Source organism: Paenibacillus dendritiformis (assembly GCF_945605565.1).
GTDB classification, from domain to species: domain Bacteria; phylum Bacillota; class Bacilli; order Paenibacillales; family Paenibacillaceae; genus Paenibacillus_B; species Paenibacillus_B dendritiformis_A.
Map to the genome: position 1 here is coordinate 1,904,196 of NZ_OX216966.1, position 21,323 is coordinate 1,925,518.

At 57.8% G+C, this 21,323-nt stretch carries 17 protein-coding genes; 14 read left to right on the top strand and 3 right to left on the bottom strand.

The features are described 5' to 3' along the window. The first annotated feature begins 142 nt into the window (after window positions 1-142). The 10 genes from NNL35_RS08190 (at window position 143) to NNL35_RS08235 (ending at window position 15,720) form a co-directional block, all read left to right on the top strand. Window positions 143-6,655: a S8 family serine peptidase gene (locus NNL35_RS08190; protein ID WP_254553271.1), complete on the top strand. Its 6,513-nt coding sequence runs from the start codon at window positions 143-145 to the stop codon at window positions 6,653-6,655. Window positions 6,656-6,927: 272 nt separating this feature from the next. Continuing rightward, complete coding sequence (locus NNL35_RS08195) at window positions 6,928-7,188, top strand: acyl carrier protein (RefSeq protein WP_006678298.1); 261 nt, start codon at window positions 6,928-6,930, stop codon at window positions 7,186-7,188. Next, window positions 7,181-8,731: a hypothetical protein gene (locus tag NNL35_RS08200; RefSeq protein ID WP_254553273.1), complete on the top strand. Its 1,551-nt coding sequence runs from the start codon at window positions 7,181-7,183 to the stop codon at window positions 8,729-8,731. The genes NNL35_RS08195 and NNL35_RS08200 overlap by 8 nt, the downstream gene beginning before the upstream one ends. Before the next feature lie 82 nt (window positions 8,732-8,813). Then, on the top strand, window positions 8,814-9,908 hold the full coding sequence (locus NNL35_RS08205) for a hypothetical protein (RefSeq protein WP_254553274.1): 1,095 nt from the start codon (window positions 8,814-8,816) through the stop codon (window positions 9,906-9,908). Further along, a complete protein-coding gene (locus tag NNL35_RS08210) occupies window positions 9,905-11,089 on the top strand; it encodes a radical SAM protein (RefSeq protein ID WP_254553276.1) in 1,185 nt (394 codons plus the stop codon). The genes NNL35_RS08205 and NNL35_RS08210 overlap by 4 nt, the downstream gene beginning before the upstream one ends. Window positions 11,090-11,143: 54 nt before the next feature. Further along, complete coding sequence (locus tag NNL35_RS08215; protein ID WP_254553278.1) at window positions 11,144-12,190, top strand: ABC transporter ATP-binding protein; 1,047 nt, start codon at window positions 11,144-11,146, stop codon at window positions 12,188-12,190. Then, window positions 12,153-13,241, top strand: a complete 1,089-nt coding sequence (locus tag NNL35_RS08220) for an ABC transporter permease (RefSeq protein ID WP_254553280.1) — start codon at window positions 12,153-12,155, stop codon at window positions 13,239-13,241. The genes NNL35_RS08215 and NNL35_RS08220 overlap by 38 nt, the downstream gene beginning before the upstream one ends. Before the next feature lie 7 nt (window positions 13,242-13,248). Then, window positions 13,249-14,085, top strand: a complete 837-nt coding sequence (locus tag NNL35_RS08225; protein WP_006678292.1) for an ABC transporter permease — start codon at window positions 13,249-13,251, stop codon at window positions 14,083-14,085. Window positions 14,086-14,140: 55 nt separating this feature from the next. Then, window positions 14,141-15,145 carry a hypothetical protein gene (locus tag NNL35_RS08230; RefSeq protein ID WP_254553282.1) on the top strand — a complete coding sequence of 335 codons (1,005 nt, stop codon included), beginning with the start codon at window positions 14,141-14,143 and terminating at the stop codon, window positions 15,143-15,145. 173 nt (window positions 15,146-15,318) lie between these two features. Beyond that, on the top strand, window positions 15,319-15,720 hold the full coding sequence (locus tag NNL35_RS08235; protein ID WP_006678290.1) for a hypothetical protein: 402 nt from the start codon (window positions 15,319-15,321) through the stop codon (window positions 15,718-15,720). Window positions 15,721-15,844: 124 nt separating this feature from the next. Here the strand turns inward: NNL35_RS08235 and NNL35_RS08240 are convergent, their stop codons facing one another. Further along, complete coding sequence (locus NNL35_RS08240) at window positions 15,845-16,231, bottom strand: helix-turn-helix domain-containing protein (protein WP_006678289.1); 387 nt, start codon at window positions 16,229-16,231, stop codon at window positions 15,845-15,847. 169 nt (window positions 16,232-16,400) lie between these two features. Here NNL35_RS08240 and NNL35_RS08245 point away from each other — a divergent pair, with 169 nt between their 5' ends. After that, window positions 16,401-16,709, top strand: a complete 309-nt coding sequence (locus NNL35_RS08245; protein WP_254553283.1) for a hypothetical protein — start codon at window positions 16,401-16,403, stop codon at window positions 16,707-16,709. A gap of 156 nt (window positions 16,710-16,865) precedes the next feature. On the opposite strand, the gene NNL35_RS08250 is transcribed toward NNL35_RS08245, so the two are convergent. Together NNL35_RS08250 and NNL35_RS08255 are read right to left on the bottom strand one after the other, a co-directional pair. After that, window positions 16,866-18,071, bottom strand: coding sequence for an MFS transporter (locus tag NNL35_RS08250; protein WP_006678287.1), 1,206 nt, complete (start codon window positions 18,069-18,071; stop codon window positions 16,866-16,868). 224 nt (window positions 18,072-18,295) lie between these two features. Continuing rightward, the gene (locus NNL35_RS08255) at window positions 18,296-18,877 is read right to left on the bottom strand and encodes an NAD(P)H-dependent oxidoreductase (protein ID WP_254553285.1); all 582 of its coding nucleotides are present in this window, start codon (window positions 18,875-18,877) and stop codon (window positions 18,296-18,298) included. A gap of 211 nt (window positions 18,878-19,088) precedes the next feature. On the opposite strand from NNL35_RS08255, the gene NNL35_RS08260 reads away from it, so the two are divergent. The 3 genes from NNL35_RS08260 to NNL35_RS08270 all read left to right on the top strand — a co-directional run bounded on the left by NNL35_RS08260 (window position 19,089) and on the right by NNL35_RS08270 (window position 21,315). Further along, entirely contained in the window at window positions 19,089-20,060 is a 972-nt protein-coding gene (locus tag NNL35_RS08260) for an AraC family transcriptional regulator (protein ID WP_254553287.1), read from the top strand. Window positions 20,061-20,140: 80 nt separating this feature from the next. After that, window positions 20,141-20,581 carry an OsmC family protein gene (locus NNL35_RS08265; protein WP_254553289.1) on the top strand — a complete coding sequence of 147 codons (441 nt, stop codon included), beginning with the start codon at window positions 20,141-20,143 and terminating at the stop codon, window positions 20,579-20,581. A gap of 98 nt (window positions 20,582-20,679) precedes the next feature. Further along, window positions 20,680-21,315 carry a DUF1349 domain-containing protein gene (locus NNL35_RS08270; protein WP_254553291.1) on the top strand — a complete coding sequence of 212 codons (636 nt, stop codon included), beginning with the start codon at window positions 20,680-20,682 and terminating at the stop codon, window positions 21,313-21,315. Window positions 21,316-21,323 lie beyond the last annotated feature (8 nt).

Here is a 21,323-nt window from a genome sequence, read left to right on the forward strand (position 1 = left end):
AAAAAAAGACGATAGCGAGATTCATATCCAAAAATGGATCTCAAAAATATATTTACAAAATATTTCAATTTGTGTATGATTCTATCAACTTCTTGGGCTTGTTCATCAGGTTAAAAGAATACGAGACAAGGAGGAATGGAATGTGAAAGGTAAAGCTTGGCTTCGGCGATGGCTGGTTCTCGTCATCGCGCTCATTATGGGCATCACTTCGGTACCGGGAGTGTATGCGCACGCGGGAGAGCAGACCGATAATTCGGTCAGGATGGCGGAATCCAACAGGATTCGGCTGCCGCCCGCCGTTGTAGATGGAGAAGTATATGGTGAGTTCGGACAGGAAGGGACAGGGACTTATATTGTGAAGCTGCGGGAGCAGAGTGACGTGGAGGCCGCCGCGAAGCTGGCTAAGTCTTATTCCGACTTGAGCGGGGAGACGTCCGCGAAGCGCAAGCTGACCGTGCGAAGCTTTGTCTTGAACGACTTGAAGGAGACGGCCTATCGGACTCAGACCGGGATCACCGATGAGCTGGACACGGGCCTAAGCAATGGCTCGGTGCAGGATTACCGCTCCTTCTATATCGTGAACGCCATTGCGGTGACAAGCACGCGGGAGGTGATGGAACGGCTGGCAGCCCATCCTGCCGTAGAACGCATAACCCCGAATCGTACATACCTGCTGGAGGTGCTCGACGAGGGGCAAACCACAACCGATTCCGAGCCGCCGCAGGCGGATGGAACGGGGGAATCAGCTCAGGATATGACGGGAGGAGCTCCGGCAGCAGTCGAGTTGCCTTGGAATCTGCGCAACTTGAATGTAGGTCAAGCGTGGGAGAAGGGCTTTGACGGCATGGGCATCGTCGTCGCCAACATGGATTCGGGCGTCGATCTGAATCATCCGGCGCTGAAGCGGAAGTGGAGAGGCTACAATGCCCAAGGGCAGGCCGAACGGCCTGAGCTGAGCTGGTATGACGCGACGCCGGAAAAGAAGAAGCTGCCTTTTGACGGCAATGCCCACGGAACGCATGTGATGGGCACGATGGTTGGATCGGAGCCCGATGGCCGCAACCCGATCGGGGTCGCGCCGCAGGCGAAATGGATCGCCGCGCGCATCTTCAACTCGGCTGGCGAGGCGACGGATGCGGGCATATTGGCGGCAGGCGAATGGATACTGGCGCCGACGGACGAATCGGGGCGCTCCTATCCCGAGCTGGCTCCGGATATTGTCAACAATTCCTGGGGAAGCGTGCAGGCCGGGAAGAATGAGTTTTTTCAGGATATTGTCCGGTCATGGCGCTCTGCCGGCATCGTGCCTGTCTTCGCGGCAGGCAATACGAGACCGCCTTATAACTACGGCGGGCCGGGGTCTATCACCCCGCCGGGGAACTATCCGGAATCCTTCGCGGTCGGAGCGGTCAACAGCAGCAATCGGCTGGCTGACTTCTCGCTTCAGGGCCCGTCTCCTTACGGCCAGATGAAGCCGGAAGTATCAGCGCCTGGCGTTAGTATCCGTTCCTCGGTCCCGGGCGGCTCTTACGCCCTCATGAACGGGACATCGATGGCTGCCCCGCATGTGGCCGGAGTTGCCGCGCTGGTGCTGCAGGCCAATCATTCGCTGACGGTGGATCAGGTGGAGAAGATTTTGAAGGACACGGCAATCGCGTTGACGGACAGCAAGTTCCCGCAGAGTCCGAACAATGGCTATGGATCAGGCATCGTGAATGCCTTGAATGCCATCTCCACCCAGGAAGCGGGTCTGGGCGAGCTTGAAGGGGCGGTAACGGTGGATGGAGAGGATGCCGAAGAACCGGTCATCGAGCATCATCCCTTGACGCTCGTGTACAACGCGCTGGATCAGGAAGTATCTGCCCGAATTACGGACGACACAAGCGTCACCCGGGCGGAACTGGAAGTGAAGAGGAAGGGGGAACAGGCTGGAACTGCAATACCCATGGTCCGGATGTCGGGAGATTATCGGGACGGAATGTATGAAGGCACCATCCCGTCATCGCTGCTGGACACGGCTGGAATCGAATACCGGATTCGGGCAGTGGATTTCGGAGGCAACGAGGCGGTATCCGCCTGGTGGCCCGTAGAAGTATCGGAGGGAGTCAAGCTCGGATATGCACAGGACTTCGAGACGGACATCGAAGGTTACGGCTTCGGCGGGGAACCGGGCATCTGGGAATGGGGCGTGCCGACGAGCGGGCCGGGACAGGCGAGCTCGGGAAGCAAAGTGATGGCGACCCGGCTTGACGGCAATTACCCCACCGGGGTGGAAGAGACCTACTTCGTCATGCCGCTTATCGATCTGCGCGACAGCGAGCATACGATTCTGAGCTTCAAGCATTGGCACAAGCTCGGAAGCTGGTACTCTATTCTGATGGACAAGGCGGAGATTTTTATCGGGAGGGAGTCGAAGCAATTCGAGTTCGAGCTGGCGAAGCAATTTGACGGGAAAAGCGGCGATTGGAAAACGGAATACATCGATTTGTCTCCGTACAAAGGAGATCGGATTTTCGTCCTTTTTAATCTTCGGGGCGCCTACGGAAGCGATGAAGGATGGTATGTCGACGATATCGAGCTGATCGGACCGACTGACCTCCAGCCTGACGCTCCCAAGGTGAAGGCGCGGAGTAACGCCCCGGGCAAGGTCATCCTCGAATGGGAGCAGGAGCCGCAAGGCGATGTGAAGGAGTACGTCATCTACCGTTCGCCGGAGCGAGACGGATCCTACGAGGAGATTGGCGTGAGCACAGGACGCAACTACGCCGACCATCCCTTGCCGCAGGAGGGAACTTACTTTTATATCGCCAAGGCAAGGACATACAGCCATGTGCTTAGCGAAGCTTCTAACGAAGTGAGTTGGACATTTACCGGCGGGGAGCTTATTTACGGGGAAAATTTCGAAGGCGGGGATGAGGGTTGGACGCGTGAAGGCGACCCGAACGAGTGGGAGCAAGGGGTACCCGATCCGAAGTATGGACCGCCGCAAGCCGTATCCGGCAAGAACGTCATCGGCACGAAGTTCGCTGGATATGTCTCCAAAAATACGAATCAAAGCATCATTTCCCCGGAAATTGATTTGACGGGAGCAAAGCATGCGTCGCTCTACTTTCAGCAGTGGTATGATCTGGAGGACGGCGATAAGGGCTACGTAGAGATTAGCGAGGATGGCGGCGCTGTATGGCAAAGTCTGGTTGCCTATCCGAAGCCAACGTATAACACGAACCATCCCAAAAGGTTTTGGTATATGGATGAGATCGACATCGGCAAATACGCCGGCAAGAAGGTACACATCCGCTTCCGGCTGAAGACCGGAGAAGCCTCTCTGGCGAACGGTTGGTATTTGGATGATATTCAGGTGCGGGATACACTGCCAGTCAAGACATTCATTCCAGCCGGGGCCGGGGTCAAGTCTGCTGATGAAGCGGGGAAGGGAGCGGCGGACCGGGAAGAACGAATGACTGCGCGGGAAGATGCGGCGGAGAAAGCGCCAGCGGCCCCGAGCTTGTCCGCGTGGAGAAGCATGAAGCAGGAGACAGCCTCCCTTCAGGCGGCAGACGGGGAGGGGAAACGCTCTTCCGGCCTTCCGGCCGCGGCGACGGTTACGATCGTCGATACGGATCGTTCAACGAAGACCGATTCAGGCACGGGCCGCTATCGGCTGAAGCACCCGCCAGGGACGTTTAAGATGCGGGTAGAAGCGTATGGTTATCACACGGTCGAACAGACGGTGACGATAACCGATCAGGAGCGAACCGAGGCGAATATTCATTTGCAACCGCTCTCAAGCGCCACGATTAGCGGCGTCATTACAGACAAGACAACAGGACAGCCGATTGCCGGGGCGGCGGTACGGGTGAGGGAAGATGCGCATGTGCCATCCGCGGTTACGGATGAACAGGGGAACTACACGCTGGAGGTCTATGCAGGAGATTATACACTGCTCGTCTCTGCGCGCGGGTATTTGCCTTATGAGCAGCAGATCCGTGCAGAAGGGACTGTCACGAACCCGATTGCGCTGCAATCTTTCCGCGGGACGGAGGACGAACTGGCTTACGATCGGGGGAAGGGGGATAATGCGGTAGCTTTTTATGATTCAGGCAATGGCTATGCGGTGCGCATGACCAGTGACGGCCCGGCTCAAGTGACCGGGGCGCGTATGTTCTTCTGGGATGATGATTGGCCGGTTCCGGGCGGAACGGCCTTGCGATATGCGCTGTATGACGCATCGGGACCAGATGGGCAGCCGGGCGAGCTGCTCTCCGGCCCGCACGCGGGAACGGCCCGCCTGGACGGGGAATGGACCGAGCTCTCTTTTGCGAATGGTCCGTTCGTGGACGGCGATTTCTATGTCGTCTATATCCAGGACGGCTCGTATCCTGACGTGCCGGGACTAGCCGTCGATGAGGAGGGCATCAATCACGGGCGCTCCTGGAGGCTGGAGGACGGAACCTGGACACGGGCCGCAGCCTCGCAAGGGAACTATATGATCCGCGCGCTCATTACGCACCCAGATTCTGCCCAACCGGTGGTGAAGATTACGGTTGAGCCGCGCGATATCAGCTTGCGCGAAGGACAACAGCTTCAATTGCATGTCAAGGCGGAGGACGAAGCCGGGAACGAGAGCGATGTCACCGCATTGTCCGCCTACGCGGCAGATGCTGAACAGGTCATTGAGGTGAGTGCCGAAGGCTTGATCACGGCGCGGTCGGCGGGCGAAGCGACGGTGACGGTAACGTATGAAGGTCTGGAAGATTCCGTTCAGGTCACCGTGACCCCGGTTCCGGACATCCCGGAGGGCGAGATTCGTTCGATTGCCGCCCATCCGCCGGAGCTGGCATTGACGGAAGGCGAGACTTCGCAATTGACCGTGACGGCCGCGGTCTATTCCGAGGGCAAGGAAGTGACGGTCCCGCTGGTGAAGGGCTTGGTGTTCCGTTCGCAGGATGCGGGCATTGCCGCGGTCGATGACGCGGGACGGGTCACCGGCATGCAAGCAGGCGAGACGGAGGTGACCGTAAGCTACGGCGAGCTGGAGGCGGTTGTGCCGGTCACGGTAAGGAAGTCCGATGTGCCTCCGACGGAGGAAGTGCGCTCGATTCATGTTCAACCTGAGGTGCTGACATTGAAGGCGGGGGAAGCGGCCCAGTTGACCGTAACGGCAGCGGTCTATGCCGCTGGAGAAGTGAAGCGCGTCCCGATTACGGACGGATTGTCCTTCACTTCATCCAACCCTCAAGTCGTTCGGGCGGAAGCGGACGGCCGAATTGCCGCCCTGAGAGAAGGGGAGGCCCGCATCCATATTGCCTATGGGGCGCTGAAGACAGAGGCGTTCGTGAAGGTGAAGGGGGCGGACATCGTGACGCCGCCGACGACCCGCCCGGATCCGCCATCATCTGCTTCGGGTTCGGGATCGTCTTCAAGTTCAAGCTCGAACCCGGCTCCGTCAACCGGGACCCCGATTCGGGTAGATGGCCAATTGATAGGGACGCTGTATGTAACCGATGGCCGGGACGGCAAGCAGGCGCGCGTTCGGATTGCTTCCGACTGGCTGGAGAAGGAGCTGGACAAAGGGGAAGCCGGCACTCCGGTTGCGCTGGATCTGTCCTCGTTGTCATGGAAGGAGTACAGGACAGTTGCGTTGGAGATAGGAGCCTCTTCGGCCGAACGGCTGGCCAAGTCCGGGAAGGCGCTGCTTCTGAAGGGCTTCCGCTTCGCTGTGACCGTGCCGGCAGAAGCGATCCCGGATTTCATTGACCGGGATGGACTGAAGCTGACGCTCTCCGTCCAGGAAGGCTCAGGCGCGAGCAGCGCTCGTCAGGTCCTGGTGTCGGGCGGGACCGCGGTGCTTGTGTCGCACATCATTGGCATCGAGACTCCGGTGCGGACACAGCAGGCACAGGAGCAAAAACCGGCAGCTGCGAAGCAACAGGGAGCGGGGGGACAGACGGACGATTTGGGCATCGGCTCGAAGAGTGCGGCTTGGAGCCAACCCCTGCTGTTGGAATTGGAACTGGACGAACGGTTGGTCCGGCATCCGCAAGCGGCCGGCATTTACGTACGCCATGAAGCGGAATCGTGGGCCTACGCCGGGCTGCCGAAGCGGGTAGCCAACGGGCCGGGCAAAAAAGGCACGCATGTCCTGACTGTACCGGTGCGGCAGCCGGGCGAATATGCGGGACTGGAATACGCAAAGACATTTACAGATATCGCGCAGCATTGGGGCCGTGCCAAGATTGAAGCGCTGGCTTCCCATCATGTCGTATCAGGACGGAATGATCACCGGTTCGCGCCGAATGATCCGGTGACTCAGGCGGAATTCATGACCTTGCTGGACCGCATCACGGGCAAGGAGCCCGATTGGAAGCAGAGGTCCGGCGAGCCGGGGGCCCATGAGGCGCTGCGGCGCGAGGAGATGATCGTTCTGCTCGTGACGGCGCTCAATCCGGAGCTGCCGCAAGGGCCGGCCGAGGAGCCGGCCGAGACGGCGCTGGAGCAGGTGTCGCCGGAAGCGCGCGCGGCCGTAGCCTATGCCTACCAGGCCGGATTGGTCAAAGGCATGGGCGCGGGCGGGTTCGCAGGGGATGCTCTGACGACCCGGGCGCAGGTGGCGGTCCTCCTGTACCGCGTATTGCAGCAAATGGGACATATGTAGTCAGCAGATAACAGAGCCGTCCTGCAAGGGAGCAGCAGCCTTGCGGGACGGTTTTTTGCGATGAATCGCGAAGGAAGGAGATGGCCGCGACAAGAAAAATGTAGGAAACCGAAACCGTAGTGTGCGAGTCTGTGGGGAGACAGCGGGCAGAGAAATGAAAAAAGGTGAAAGTGAAAGCGGTATCATTTAAATCGAGTGAAATATTCCCTGTTTTGACTTCATATGTTGGTTAAGGATGTTCGATCCGACTTACAGAGAACAGGAGTGGTGGTATGCACGCAATCGACACATTGGCTCGCCTCGTCAGCGAGGTGAAGGAGGAGCCGGCCTGGGAGCTGCGGCTGACGCCGGAGACGAATCTGATTGACGATGTCGGGCTCGATTCGCTTCAGCTTATTCATTTTATGCTGAAGGTGGAGGAGCAGTTGAAGGTGCGGATCGATTTCGAACGGTTCGAGTACGAGCATTTGCAGAGTGTGCGGGCGTTCCTGGGCTTTCTCGGGCAGCTGGACACCGAGGCGGAGCATGCGTAATCCGGCGCCGGAGGCTGTACGGCCGCTGCTGAAGCCGGTCTATGACGGGCCGCGGATTGTGCTCGGAACATTCGATGCCGAAGCGTATTGGCGTCCCGATCATCTGGCGAAGCTGCCTGCGATTCGGGCGGCTCAGGGGCGAGCGGTCGCCGGATGTATGGACGAGCTGCTGTTCCCGCTCTGCGGCGAGGACGGCCTGCTGATCACCCGGCAGCCCATGAATGCGGCCCATGCGGCTTATTTGCGGGAGATTGGCTTCCGCTTCCGGACGGTATCGGCTGGCGGGGGCGGGGCTAGCGGAAACGGAACTCGCGGAACTCACGAACCGGACAGAACTAGCGAAAATGGCAGAACTAGCGAACAATACAGAACTTGTGAACATGGCGGAACGAGCGAACGCGGCGGCACTGACGGATCAGGGGGCGGCGATGTCTTCCAGGCCATCGCAAGCCAGCCGGATCAGGCGCACTGGCGCCGCCGCCTGCAGGAATTGCCCTGGGCTGTCTATGCGGTCACCCCGTCTGCCGCCGAGCTGGCCCGGCGTTATGGTGCCGCAGCTCGGGTTCCCGCCGCAGACGTCACGGCCCGGGTCAATTCCAAGGCATATTCGCACCGGCTGGCGGCCCGCTTGGGCTGGAATCCGCCGGGACATCTGGCGGAGGATGCCGACGAGGCGATGCGCATCGGGACGGAGCTGCTGCGGAGGGCCGGGAAGCTCGTGCTGAAGGATCCGTACGGCGTATCGGGCAGCGGCAATCTTGCGGTCGATTCCATCCCGCTGCTGGAACGGTTGATCGGCTATATTCAAGACCAGCAGCGGGCGGGCAAGCGGGTGCAGCTTCTGCTGGAGCCGTGGCTGGAGAAAGAGATTGATTTCTCCTGCCATCTGCAGATTAGTCCGGACGGGGCCGTCTCGCTGCTTGGCGTTCAGCAGATGGTGAACCGCGGGCATAATTACGGCGGATCGCACGCGGCCGACCCCGAATTGGTCGAGCGGCTGAACGCTTCCGAATACTTCGCGGCGATGGAGCAATTGGCCGCATGCCTGTATGAGGAGGGCTACTTCGGCCCGGTATGCGTCGATTCGATGCTGCTCGCCGACGGGCGTGTCCATCCTGTCGTCGAGATCAACGCGCGGCATTCGATGGGGCTGCTCAATTATAGCCTCGACACACATTGGGAACGATGCGGACGGCGCAGCTTCCTGTCCTGCCTCCAGCTTGGGCTGCCGGAAGCGTGGAAGGCCTCGGCCGAGCCGAACGGAGGAATGGATCGGGCCGAAGGGGAGGAGGGCGCTTGGAGCGAGCAGGCGGAGCGGTTCGGCAGCTTGCTGGCCCAGCTTGATTGGAGCGGGCTGCTGTTCACGCCGGGACGGCGGGAAGGCATCGTCCCGCTGTCCGCCAATACGCTGTTCGCGCCGGACGGCGGACGGGCATCCGGACGCTGGTATGTGTCGCTGGCCAGCGGCAGCCGGGAAGCCAGCGAGCGGATGAGCCGGCGGCTCCGCGAGGCGTTGGCGGCGTACGGCTTCCGCATCTATTGAGAACGGAGGAATGAGAACGGCCGAGATTGACTGAACCGTCATGTGCGGCTCAAGTATGAATGGAAAAAAGAAGGTGTCATCTATGCAATCCGCTTCACCTGTTACGATCCTGACCTCGGGCAATTCGCTTGGCGCTTATGTGCCTGGCGTCCGCCTGCTGGAGCGGCTGCGGAAGCGCGGCGTTCCGGCGGAATTCGAAGTGCTGGAACGCCTGTTCCCGGAAGAGACGCGGCAGCAGCTTGTCCGGACGAAGCAGGCGTTCCACGCCAGCTTCGCCACGGCCTTGATGGGCACGCGCCTGGCGCGCGGCATCGGCCCTTCGCTCGCGGAAGGGGCGGTGGACGCCCTGCTCGATCGCTGGCAAACCGAAGGACGCCGCATCTTCCTGGCCGTGACGGGCTTCTGGGTGCCTATTCTGGAGCAATATGAACGGCGCGTCCATCCCGAGCCGATCCGGGCGGAATTTCTCCGGCTCGATGCGATCGACACGCCATCATACCGCGTCTATCGCGAGACCTATCCCGGCTTCCGCCATCACTGGCTGTTCCGGCTGGAGGGAGAGCAGCCGCTGCTTCATTACCGGCTCGCGATGTCCGATGAGCCGATCCTGCCCTATGCCGACCGGGACGAGCGGATCGTGGTCCATGGCGGCGGATGGGGCATCGGCACCTACCGCGGCGTGATCCCCGCGCTTCAGGAGCGGTACGCGCTTGATCTCGTCGCTTATGATCCCGACGAGCTAAGGGCGGCGCGTCCCGGCGATCGCGTCTATCTCACCGACCCGGAATGGCACCCGTGGTCGGAGGAGCCGGCGCGGCGCGAGCAGCCGCCTTATCCGCCGATGGCGGAATGGAAGGCGGGGGAAGAGCCGCTCTATAAGCAGGGCCAGGACGGCCCGCGCTTATACGGCGCCATCCGCCGCAGCCTGGCCATCGTCAGCAAGCCCGGCGGCGGCACGCTCGTCGATTCGCTGTCCGCGGTGACGCCGCTCGTCTATCTGGAGCCGTTTGGCGACCATGAACGGGCCAATGCGCTGCTATGGGAACGGCTCGGCTTCGGCATCGCCTACGACCAATGGGCGGCGTCCGGCTTCGCGCGCAGCGCGCTGGAGCCGCTTCATCACAATCTGCTAAGACATGCGCTTTCACTATCCGATTACGGAGGGATGTATCCATGACACAACCGAAGACAAGCGCGACCCTGACCCCGGCGGAATTCCGCTCCATGAAGCAGACGCTGCACAACCGGAGCGCGGCCAGCCGAGGACGAATGCTTGACCGCTCCTTCGCCTTCGATCTGCCGCGCGATATCGGGATTAAGCTGAACAACGGCTGCAATCTGCGCTGCAAGCACTGCTTCGAATGGAATCCCGACGGCTACCATCATGAGTTCGAGCGCCAGGAGGCGCGGCGGGAGATTGATTTTGCCTTGCTCGAACGCATCTTCGTGGAGACGCGGCCCTTCCGGTCCCGCATGTACTTATGGGGCGGCGAGCCCTTGATGTATTCCAAGTTCGACGAGCTGTGCGAGCTGCTCGCCTCCGATCCGCGCATCTCGACCATCTGCACGAATGCGGTGCTCGTCGAGCCCAAGCTGGAGTCTCTGCTGAAGCTGCCGGAAGGGGTGACGCTTCTCGCCAGCCTGGAAGGCTTCGAGGCGGAGAACGATGCGATACGCGGACGCGGCATCTTCCGCAAGGTCATGTCCGCGATCGAACTGCTGCTGGAGCGGAAGCGCGCAGGCGAATTCCGCGGAGATGTGTCGGTCAGCCTGACCATCAACGACGCCATGGTCACCCGGCTGTACGATTTTATGGAATTTTTCGAGGAGGTCGGCGTCAATTCCGTCTACTTCGTCTTCCCTTGGTATATTCCGGAGGAAGTCGCGGAGCGGATGGACACGTACTTCGCCGAGCATTTCGGCTGGCTTGAGGCGGCCCGGCAGGACCCGGAGTCAATCACAAAGAGCTGGCACTCCTTCACCTACCATCTGTCGCCGGACAACATCGAGCCGCTGCTCGCGGAGATGGAGAAGCTGCGTTCGCGCGTATGGAAGAACCGCATCCGCTTCCAGCCCGCGCTGGAGCCGGACGAGGTGCGCAGCTTCGTGCTGGGCACGGACCGGCCGGGCATGGGGCGGACCGAGTGCCTGGCCTTGTCGACCCGCATGGATGTGCTGCCGAACGGGAAGGTGAATCCATGCAAGTTTTTCCCGGAATTCACGATCGCCGATCTCAGGGACGGCAGCCTGAAGGACGTCTTTCACGGTGATGGCTACAAGAAGCACCGCGAGGCGCTCGCTTGCGGCCTGACGCCGGTCTGCTCGAAATGCGTGCTGCTATACAATAACGGCGCCTAGCCCCGGCCCCGGGCCAGGAACAGGGAGGGGCGGACAAGGAAGGAGAGAGTTGCCATGAGCGCCATCACGGTGCGGGGATTGAGCAAGACCTTCGCTTACTACCGCAAGCAGAGCGGCCTCCGGCATTCGCTGCGCCATCTGTTCCGCCGCGAGGAGCTGTACCGCCATGCCGTCGGCGGCATCAGCTTCGATATTGCCCAGGGCGAAGCTGTCGGCTTCATTGGCCCGAACGGAGCGGGCAAGACGACGACGCTCAAGATGCTGTCCGGCATTCTGCATCCGTCGGCAGGAGAGGCGAAGGTGCTCGGCTATGTGCCTTGGGAGCGCCAGCGGGAGTTCAAGCGCCGCTTCGCCATCGTCATGGGCCAGAAAAGCCAGCTCTGGTGGGATCTGCCCGCAAATGAGTCCATTTATTTGAACAAATGCATTTACGGGCTCGACGATCGCGAATACCGGATGACGCTGGACGAACTGGCCGGCATGCTCGACGTGAGGCATCTGCTTGGCGTGCAGGTGCGCCGCCTGTCGCTCGGCGAGCGGATGAAGATGGAGATCATCGCTGCGCTCATTCACCGGCCGCAGTTATTGTTCCTCGATGAGCCGACGCTGGGGCTGGACTTCGCCGCCCAGCAGAATGTGCGGCAATTCCTGCGGGCTTATAAGGAAGAGAAGCGGGCGACGATTCTGCTGACGAGCCACTACATGCGCGATATCGAGCAGGTATGCGGACGGGCGCTCGTCATTCACGGCGGGAAGATCGCGTATGATGGGGAGTTGGCACGAATAAGCGCATCCTTCAGCCGCCGCAAGCGGATGAAGGTGCGATTCGCTGCCGACATTCCTCCGGCCGAGCTGCGGGCGCTCGTGCAGTTGCTGGCAGAGGTCCGGGCCCATCACGGTATGACGGCCGAGCTGGAGGTGGCGGCGGATGAAGTGAAGCCGCTGGCGCGTCTGCTGCTTGACCATGATCTGGTCGAGGACTGGACGGTGGAGGAGATCCCGGTCGAGGAAGCGATCGAGCGGCTGTACGCGGCCAAGTCGGAAGGGGAAGGAGAGCGGGCGGATGGATACGAGGCGCCCCGGCATGCGACGGAAGGATAGCGGCGAACAGCGGTTGTGGGATGGCAGGGGCACGAATCACCAGCCAGATGATCAACCGAATGACCAAACGGGTTACCAGGCGGTGGAGAAGCTAGGGAGCAAGCAAGGCCGCGGCGGCATGCAGGGCCGGCCGCACGGCGGGGCCGGATCCGATAACGGCGGCCTGCCTGCGGATGGAACCGGGACGGCGGACAGCCAGGCGGCCGCAGCCGGGGCGGGCAGCTTCCGATCCGGCCGCTTCTGGAACGCAGCCGGCAAGTATGCCGCCGCGTTCAAGATCGGGCTGCAGGCCTCAATGGAATACCGGCTTCAATTCCTGATCGGGCTTGTCAGCCTGGTCTTCCCTATCGGCATCCAGTCGCTGATCTGGACGGCCGTGTACCGGTCTTCCGCCAACGGGGTGTTGTACGGGTACGATTACAGCCAGATGATTCTGTACACGCTGTTGTCGGGCATCGTGACGAAGCTCGTCATGACCCAACTGGAGCACACGATCGCGGAAGACATTAAGAGCGGCGGATTGAACGCGTATCTGGTCCGTCCGATCAGCTATTTCGGCTATCGGCTCTCCGCATATGCCGGGAGCCGGGTCATCCCGGACACCGTGCTGATCGGACTCGTGGCCGCCGTGCTGCTCATCGCCGTCCGCTACGGCCACGAGCCGCTGCCGCCGGTCCGCCTCGCCCTGTTCGCGGCAGCCCTCCTGCTGGCCGCGGTCGTGCAATTCCTGCTGTCCTACGCGATCTGCGCGCTAGCCTTCCGGCTGGCGGAGATTTCGTACTTTTTCGTCATCACCGGACTTATCGTGCAGATCGTCAGCGGCGGCATCGTGCCGCTTGAGGTGTTCGGCGAGACGGTGAACGGATGGTTCAGCCTGCTGCCGTTCAAATATACGATTTATTTCCCGGTCAATGTGCTGACCGGCCGGATTCCCGCAAGCGAGGCGCTCGGCGGCATCGCCATCCAATGCGGCTGGATCGTGTTGCTGGCCGGGACCGCGCACATCGCATGGCGGCTTGGCCTGAAGCGGTATGTCGGATTAGGGGGATGAGGAGGCGATGGGTGGAGAGAGACGAGCGCGCTTCCGGGACGCATGGCGGACGGGAGTGGAGTATATGCGTCTGTATAGCGTTTTTATCCGCAACTGCCTGGCGGCCAGCATGGAGTACCGCTTTAATTTCTGGATGGGCATTGCGGTCGAGATCGTTTTTTTATGCGCGAAGGCGCTGTACATCTTGATTGTGTATCAGACGAATCTGCATATTGGCAAGCTGACGCCGGATCATATCCTGCTGTTCATTGGCACTTACACGATGATGACGGGACTTTATATGGGCTTGTTCTATGTCAATTTCATCCGGCTGCAGCAATATGTCCGCGACGGGACGCTCGATCTGCTGCTGACGAAGCCGGTATCCCTGCAATTTCTCGTCTCGCTTCGCTATGTCGACATCGGCTTGCCGGTGCCGAACGTGCTGGCCGGAGCCGCCATGATCGCCATCGGCTGGTCCCGCGCCGGGCTGCCGCTGAATGCGGGGAATCTCGTTGGCTTCGCCGGGCTGCTGCTGGCGGCCCTCGCTGTCACCTACGGCCTGATGCTGCTGCCGGCCTTGCTGGCCTTCCGCTTCGTCCAGACCGGGGCGGTGACGGAGATCGCGCATTCGATCTGGGATGCGAACAATATGCCGCTCGATATTTTCCCGTCATGGCTGCAGCGCATCGGCGTCTACGTAATCCCGGTGTTCCTCATCAGCAATTATGCGCCCAAGTTCGTCATGAACGAGCTGAACGCCGGGGATATCGCCTGGGCGGCTGCGGCGCCGCTTCTGCTTCTGCTGCTGGCCAGATGGTGCTGGAAGCGGGCGGTAAGCGGGTACAGCAGCGCGGGCAGCTAATGAGGATCCGGCGGTGCGGCATGATTCATCAAGACAAGATGAAGGAAGGGTTGCTATGATGGACGTACGAGAGAGACAGCGGTTCGAGACCGGTTTCTTCAATTGCCGGGCCATTCAGTTGTCGCTGGCGCTGCAGGAGTGGGGAATGCCGGTCGAGGCGCTCTATTATAACGCGTGGGAGAGCACGAAGGAGATTTACGAGCATTTGTATGTGAACAAATCGAAGCCATGGTTTTACCGTTCCCCTTGTCTGGAGCCGTCCGAGCTGGAGCTGATCGGGATTCCTTATGAACAGGTGCCTTATGCGGATGACGAGGAGATTGCCGCGCTGCTGCAGCGCATCGATTACGGAGCTTGCGCGGCCTTCCTCTGGATCTCTTGCGGGGAAGCGCCGTATGCGAAGCCGGGAACGTTCGGGGATCCGGAAGCGGTGCATTCGATCTGGTTATGCGGGTGGTCGCCGGAGCCGGGCGGTTCGGGCCGCTATGCGATTCGCGATACGTATCCCGACTATGAAGGGGATATATCGGATGAGGACCTGCGGCGGATGTGCAAGGTTCTGGCGTTGAACACGGAGGACAGGGCCGTTTTTCTGCTGCGCAAGCCGGAAGCGAAGGCGAGTCCGGACTGGAACCGGATTCGGGAGAGGTATGCGGAGCGCATGGCGCGGCAGCAGGGAGATACTGCATACTATGAGATTGTCCGCACCTATGCGTCCGGCGGCGGCACGGGGCCATTCGCAAGTCTGGCCGAGCTGTATGACTGCCATGCGCATGCTTTCAAATTCATTGCGGGCTCCCGCTATGCCTTCTCCTGCTTCGTGGAAGCGGCGGAGGGCGACCGGAGCCTGGCGGAGATACTGCGCGGCATTGCGCGCAAGGCGGATATGCTGAAAAGTTTCTTCCTCATGGCCATCCACGGCGGAAGCGCTAATGCGGCGATCATCGCGCAGCTGTGCAGTGAGATTCAGGAGCTGGAGGAACTGGCGTGGCGACGTATCGCATCGCCAAGCGGCGGTGCGCACAATATCGCGCCGCAAGTAACGAATTCCCTGGCATAGCCGCGAGGAGGAGGCCAAAGCCCGGAAGTTGAGTTATCCTGAACAGGATGGCTTGACTCCGGGCTTTTTGCAATATTTATAGGCGACATCGCAAGTCGAGGGAACCTTATCTTGGGGTTACCAATCTAACGATATAGAATAAGCTTATTCGAGACTAGAGGAGGAGCATGAATGTGCTAACGGTAGACAAGGTGAGGTTGGCTCAGCAGGGAGACTGCGAAGCATTCATTCGGCTCGTAACGGGAATGGAGTTGAATAAGGAGGATCTGTTTGTATGGGTGGAAGCCAAGACGAACGAGGTCGAATCGGCCCAGTGGGGAAAGGAAGAGCAAACATTCGGCTCAGCGGAAGAAAAAGAGAAGAAGTTCAAGAAGCCCATGTATACGGATGAGGAAGCCATTACAACAATGAACCCGCTAATGAAGAAGATATTCGGCGTCGATCTGACAGGCTATCAAGTGGAAGTGGATAAAGATTGGTATAAGTTCTCTAAAAAGGGCAGCCCGACCGTCTCGGGGGTGATCAATGAAAAAGGGAAGGTATTCCTAGTGTTCCAGTCTACTGAAACGAAATAAAGAAGACAGACAGCGGCATAGCGGAGCAGCCGTTATGCGGTACATTATAATCAGAGGGCCCCAGCGGCTCTCTGATTTTTTTGCATCATGGCTCCGGGAAGCGGCGCAGCGGGGGAGCAGACAGTTAACGCTTCTTATTTTCTTTGGCAGCTTGGGCATCTATCGTTTCAAGAAAGTCTTTTGCGGTCCGAACGACATATTTGACCTCGTCAATCGATCGTTCCATTAGCGCAATTTTATGCAGATCAACTAGCATTTGCTTCTCTTCGATGCCATCCTTGCCGTGGAGCTTCTGAAAATTAAACAATTCAGCCGGTCCAATATCCAGTGCATGCATGAGCGATTCCAATGTTTTCAAGGTTACGTTGACTTTTCCGGATTCGATATCCGAAATGCGTGACTTGCTCATTCCTTCTTTACCGGTTCTTTCCGCAACCTGCTCCTGACTTAATCCCTTTGCGGAGCGAATCATTCTTAGCTGTTCGCCAACAAGTTTTAGTAAATCTGACATGATAGTCACCTCAGTTAGAGGTTAGTAAAACATAGAAGAAAAAGAGATATCACTATAACATAACAAAGATAAAAATGTTATACTATAATAGAACAATCCTTAGAGATTCCAAGTCAAAAAGAGGAATGAGGCAAAGCGATAGTTCAGAAATCGATGTGGAGGAAGTAATATGTCCGATTGGGTAAAAGAAACCTTGCATCAACGCCTGGAATATCTAAGAGAGCAAGTAGAACTGCTTCCGGAGATCGCACTATTGCAGAATAAACGGAAAGCATTAGAACGCGCAATGCAGCGCGAATTGCAACAACAGGGAAGCGGCTTGCACATGGAATGGATGGATGCGCATGCGGAACTCGCCTTAGTGCAGATGGGCTGGTTCTATGCCAAGGGGGTTCAGGACGGATTGAAAATGCTCATTTTTTTGCAAAACTCGGAAGAAGAGCTGGAGAAGACGATGACGACAATAATAAAATCCTAATTTGCAGCGGAAAAGGGCAAACCCTCTCCCGTCCGTTGATCAAGAGGGGAACAAGGAAGCCAAAAGGCCGAGTCAGGGTTCATGTACCCGGAACTCGGCCTTTTGCGTCCCAATTTACAGTCTGAAGCCTCTTCTTTCTTCACAGGCTTCCCAAGCTTACATTCCCTGCTCCGCCGATGCGGAATTCCGCTTCGCGTTGCGCTGCGACCAGGATGCGAGCCCCATCGTGGAGAGGAGCAGGATACCGGTCACCCAGAAGACGGCATGAATGGAGAACACGCCGCTGATCGCGCCGCCGACCAGCGGGCCAAGCATGCCGCCGAGCTGGTTCGCCGTCTGATTCAGGCTGAAGGCCCGGCCCCGGAATTCGCTGTCCGTCGAGCGGACGACGAGGCCGTTCAAGGCCGGGAATACCGCGCAGAAGAAGATGCCGTACGCGAATCGGATGAACGAGAACCACCAGATGTTGTGGAACGGAATCTGGGCGAGCGTCCCGATGCCGCCGGCGAGCAGGCCGATCATCAGGACGCGCTGGAATCCGACCCTATCGGCCATCTTGCCCCAGCGCGGCGCGAAGATGATACTCGCCACCCCGACGAGCGAGAAGACGAAGCCTGCCGCGAGCGAGGCGTTCTTGTCGGAGATGCCGAGCTCGACAATGTACAGCGGCAGCACCGGTTCGATCGTCATGACGGAGAACTGGGTGCAGAGCGACAGAACAAGCACGATCAGCAGCGGCTTATTGTGGGCCGCAAGGCTGAACGTGTGCACGATCGAGACGCGGTCCTTGCTCGGCACGAATGATTCTTCCTTGACCCAGAAAATAATGAGCAGGGTCGCCAGGAAGCAGAGCACTCCTGCGCTTCCGAACGCAATCCGGTTGTCGAAGATTCTCGCCAGCACGCCGCCCAGCATCGGTCCCATGATGCTGCCCGTCGCCGTCGCCGTGGACATCATCGACAGCGCATACCCGACCTTGCGCTCCGGCGTATTCGTGCCGACCAGCGCGATCGAACCCGGAATGAATCCCGATAGCAGCCCCTGCAGCAGCCGCAGAATGAGCAGCTGGACGGGACTGGTGACGAAGGCCGTCAGCAGATAGATGACGCAGAGCGCCAGCCCGGCCCGGATAATCATCGGCTTCCGTCCGTATTTGTCCCCGACGGCTCCCCAGAACGGAGAAGAGATTGCTCCGGCGAGGAAGGCGCTGCTGAACAGAATCCCGGACCACAGCTCCAGATGATCCTTGACGCCGATCTGAATCAGGAAGAGCGGCAGAAAAGGAACGACCATGGAGAAGCTGGAAGAGACGATGAATGCGCCGAACCACAGTATCCACAGATTTTTCTTCCATGTTTCCATTAGATCTTCACTCCCGATATTCCTTTTTCCACGTACGATTCGATTGGAGTGTCATTCTAACGGCACTCGATATGTCAGACCGAACACATTATCCGCTTCCTATTATACAGCAAGCAGTCAATCTTTTTCTTCTCCGGCGCTAACGGTGAACAGGAGCTTGCCTTCGTGGAGCGCTGATGCGGCAAGGGAAATCGACAGGAAAAATATTTTTTATTTTTGGGGAATTACGCTAACTTTGATCCAAGCTGATTCACTTTGCCCAACCATTGGGCTCGCAATTTGTCAGATGATCCCCTTATCGGACCAAGCTCGGTAACTCGTACGGGAGATACACCGCAAAATTTCAATATGTTGCGTTTCATCACATTGTATTCTGCATTTCCATATGCCAACTTGTTGTACCAGGCGGGGGCGTCCGCGGTGACGATCAGATGCGCGGATTTGCCGGTTAAGAGCTTTTCCACCGTCAAAGAGTTTTTGCGGTATTTGTAAGCGAAGCCCGGCAGAAAGACCCGGTCAATAAATCCTTTGAGGATGGCCGGCATCACGCCCCACCATGTAGGATACACAAAGACAAGGTGATCCGCCCATTGGATGAGCTTCTGCGCTTCGACGAGATCCTCCTCCAGTTCCGTTCTTTTGCGGTAACCGAACTGTAAGTTCGGGTTAAATGTGATCTTGCTCAAATCAATCGATCGAACCTGAGCCTTGCTGCCCGAGGCCCCTTTCCTATAAGCGTCGGACAAGGCCGAACAGAAGCTCTGCGGGTCGGGGTGTCCGTTAATCACGAGAATATTCGATTTCATTTCCGTTCCTCCTCCTGGCTATTGACTCTCTGCATCAACTGGTCTGAATCGCTGCGTGCGATATAATATAGGGGTGCAAAGACTATTACCAGCATAGAGCGAACGGACAGATAAATGAATGCTGAACAGCGCAATCCTCTTGCTGATTCGCGCAAAGGAGGAAGGGAGATTGAAGAGCCAGGGCATAGCCATCTCCATGTTATATCCGATTATGAAAACTATTGTTAACAAAGGATATGAAATCGAGAATTATTGCCGTTATGCTTCGTTTGACAGCAGCCTGTTGCAAGAGGTGGAGGCTCGGATTACCGATGAGGAATTGGAGCGATTGATGATCGCAGCCGCGGAATTCACGCAAGACGATCATTTTGGCCTGCACCAGGGGCAGATGGTAGAGCCGGCCGACTTGGGCGTTCTTGGTTATGTGATGCTGCATTCTACAACCATTGCCGATGCGCTAACCGCTTATCAGAGATACAATGTGATTCTGTGTCACGCGTTCAATCTGGAATGGACCGTGGAGAGAGATGATGTTCTTATCCGGTTGTTTTTACAGCATTCCGGCCGAATGTCACGCCATTGTATCGAGGATATGGCGAGTTCGTTGTATCATTTGCTCGGCCGGCTCAGCAACCGGCGCATCTCGTTGCATGAGATTCAATATACGCATGATGCGCCGGCGGATACCCAACCCTATTTGCCGGTGTTTGGGAGAGTTCCCCGCTTTGGCGGGACAGACAATGTTCTGCGCATGAGCAAGGACGTGCTGAACTATCCGGTCATGTATTCCGATTCCAAGCTGCTGGAAGTATTTGAGACCCTTGCGCAGGAGACCAAGGATGAGTTGGCGCAGGCAAGCGCGTTTTCAGATCAGGTCGTGCAATGGATGATAACATGCGTGCCCTCCTTCTTCCCGACATTGCAGCAGACTGCTGAATATTTCGGATTCAGCGCGAGAACGCTTCAAAATAAATTGAAGGCAGAGAACACGTCCTTTAATGAATTGTCTATCCGGGTACGCAAGGAATTGGCTATGTGCTATTTGAAAAAAAGGAAGTATTCCGTCGGCGACATCGCCTATTTATTATCGTTTTCGGAGCCAAGCGCCTTTCACAACGCGTTCAAAAAGTGGACGGGATTAACACCGGGACAATATCGCTCAAGTGTTAACCGCCTGTCTTGAACATGATATTTTTCATGCTTGCCATTCTTACTTTTTGACATGTTATAATGAAAGTTAAAATGTGGGAGAGGGGTTATCCTATGCCAGTTGAGACGTTTAGAGCAACCGCACATTTGCAAAATGGGATGGTCGTAAAGGCGAAATCGAGAAACTTCGAGATGATGATCGATGAACCGAAATCGCTGGGCGGCACCGATACCGCCATGAATCCGGTGGAGGTCGTGCTCTGCGCATTGGGGGCCTGCCAGTCCATCGTCGCGAGAGCCTATGCGCGCAAGTTCAAGATCGATCTTGAGGAGTTCTGGGTGGAAGTGGAAGGGGATCTGGATACGGACGGCTTTATGAACAAGTCGGATGTGCGCCGCGGATACTCGGAAATCCGCTACAATATTCATATCAAAAGCAATGCCTCCTACGAGCAAGCGAAGGAATTCATAGAGTTCATTGAACGCACGTGCCCGGTCGGCGACACGATCAACAACCCGGTGCGTCTCGTCTTGAATGACATTGTTTTAGAATAGAAAAGTCCGAGCCTCCTTACTTATTGGGCAACCTCTAACAGGAGGCTCATTTCATTTGCATTATTCGAACACAACCTGTGTTACCGGAGGGATTTGAAATGAACCATCTGCTTCTGCATGAAAATTTTATGGACGAGCGACTCAACGTCAATTTGAATTGGTTCTCGCCGCCCAAAGCGTGGTCCATCGACACGAGTTCATCTCAATTCATCGTTCAGACCAAGCAAGAAACCGACTTTTGGCAAAAAACGCATTATGGATTTCAAGCGGATAACGGCCATTTTCTCTATGCCGAAGTGAGAGGCAACTTCAGGCTGACCACCAAAGTTCATTCTTTTCCTGTCCATCGCTATGACCAGGCCGGGGTGATGGTGCGATATTCGCCAACTACATGGATGAAGTCATCGGTAGAGTATATTCCAGACAGCCCGAATAAGCTTGGTGCCGTGGTGACGAATCACGGCTATTCCGATTGGTCGACGCAAGAGACGGACGATGGAGACGCGCCGCTCTATTTTCGGATTTCAAGAATCGGCGATGATTTCTATGCCGATTATTCGCTGGACGGGCTGGCCTGGAGGCAGCTCCGCATGGCCCATCTGTTCGCGCAGGCGGACCAACCTGTTCAGGCCGGCATCTATGCGTGCAGTCCGGAGGGAGAAGGCTATGAGGCGCATTTTGAATTTTTGAAAATAGAAGCGCTATCCGACGATAGAACGCAGGCATATACATAGAACAGGCC

Coding starts and splice junctions, on each gene's coding strand:
- NNL35_RS08220 (WP_254553280.1), top strand. CDS start 12,153: ATGGATACGAGGCGCCCCGGCATGCGACGGAAGGATAGCGGCGAACAG.
- NNL35_RS08200 (WP_254553273.1), top strand. CDS start 7,181: ATGCGTAATCCGGCGCCGGAGGCTGTACGGCCGCTGCTGAAGCCGGTC.
- NNL35_RS08225 (WP_006678292.1), top strand. CDS start 13,249: ATGGGTGGAGAGAGACGAGCGCGCTTCCGGGACGCATGGCGGACGGGA.
- NNL35_RS08205 (WP_254553274.1), top strand. CDS start 8,814: ATGCAATCCGCTTCACCTGTTACGATCCTGACCTCGGGCAATTCGCTT.
- NNL35_RS08260 (WP_254553287.1), top strand. CDS start 19,089: ATGAAAACTATTGTTAACAAAGGATATGAAATCGAGAATTATTGCCGT.
- NNL35_RS08215 (WP_254553278.1), top strand. CDS start 11,144: ATGAGCGCCATCACGGTGCGGGGATTGAGCAAGACCTTCGCTTACTAC.
- NNL35_RS08240 (WP_006678289.1), bottom strand. CDS start 16,231: ATGTCAGATTTACTAAAACTTGTTGGCGAACAGCTAAGAATGATTCGC.
- NNL35_RS08210 (WP_254553276.1), top strand. CDS start 9,905: ATGACACAACCGAAGACAAGCGCGACCCTGACCCCGGCGGAATTCCGC.
- NNL35_RS08195 (WP_006678298.1), top strand. CDS start 6,928: ATGCACGCAATCGACACATTGGCTCGCCTCGTCAGCGAGGTGAAGGAG.
- NNL35_RS08255 (WP_254553285.1), bottom strand. CDS start 18,877: ATGAAATCGAATATTCTCGTGATTAACGGACACCCCGACCCGCAGAGC.
- NNL35_RS08230 (WP_254553282.1), top strand. CDS start 14,141: ATGATGGACGTACGAGAGAGACAGCGGTTCGAGACCGGTTTCTTCAAT.
- NNL35_RS08245 (WP_254553283.1), top strand. CDS start 16,401: ATGTCCGATTGGGTAAAAGAAACCTTGCATCAACGCCTGGAATATCTA.
- NNL35_RS08265 (WP_254553289.1), top strand. CDS start 20,141: ATGCCAGTTGAGACGTTTAGAGCAACCGCACATTTGCAAAATGGGATG.
- NNL35_RS08270 (WP_254553291.1), top strand. CDS start 20,680: ATGAACCATCTGCTTCTGCATGAAAATTTTATGGACGAGCGACTCAAC.
- NNL35_RS08250 (WP_006678287.1), bottom strand. CDS start 18,071: ATGGAAACATGGAAGAAAAATCTGTGGATACTGTGGTTCGGCGCATTC.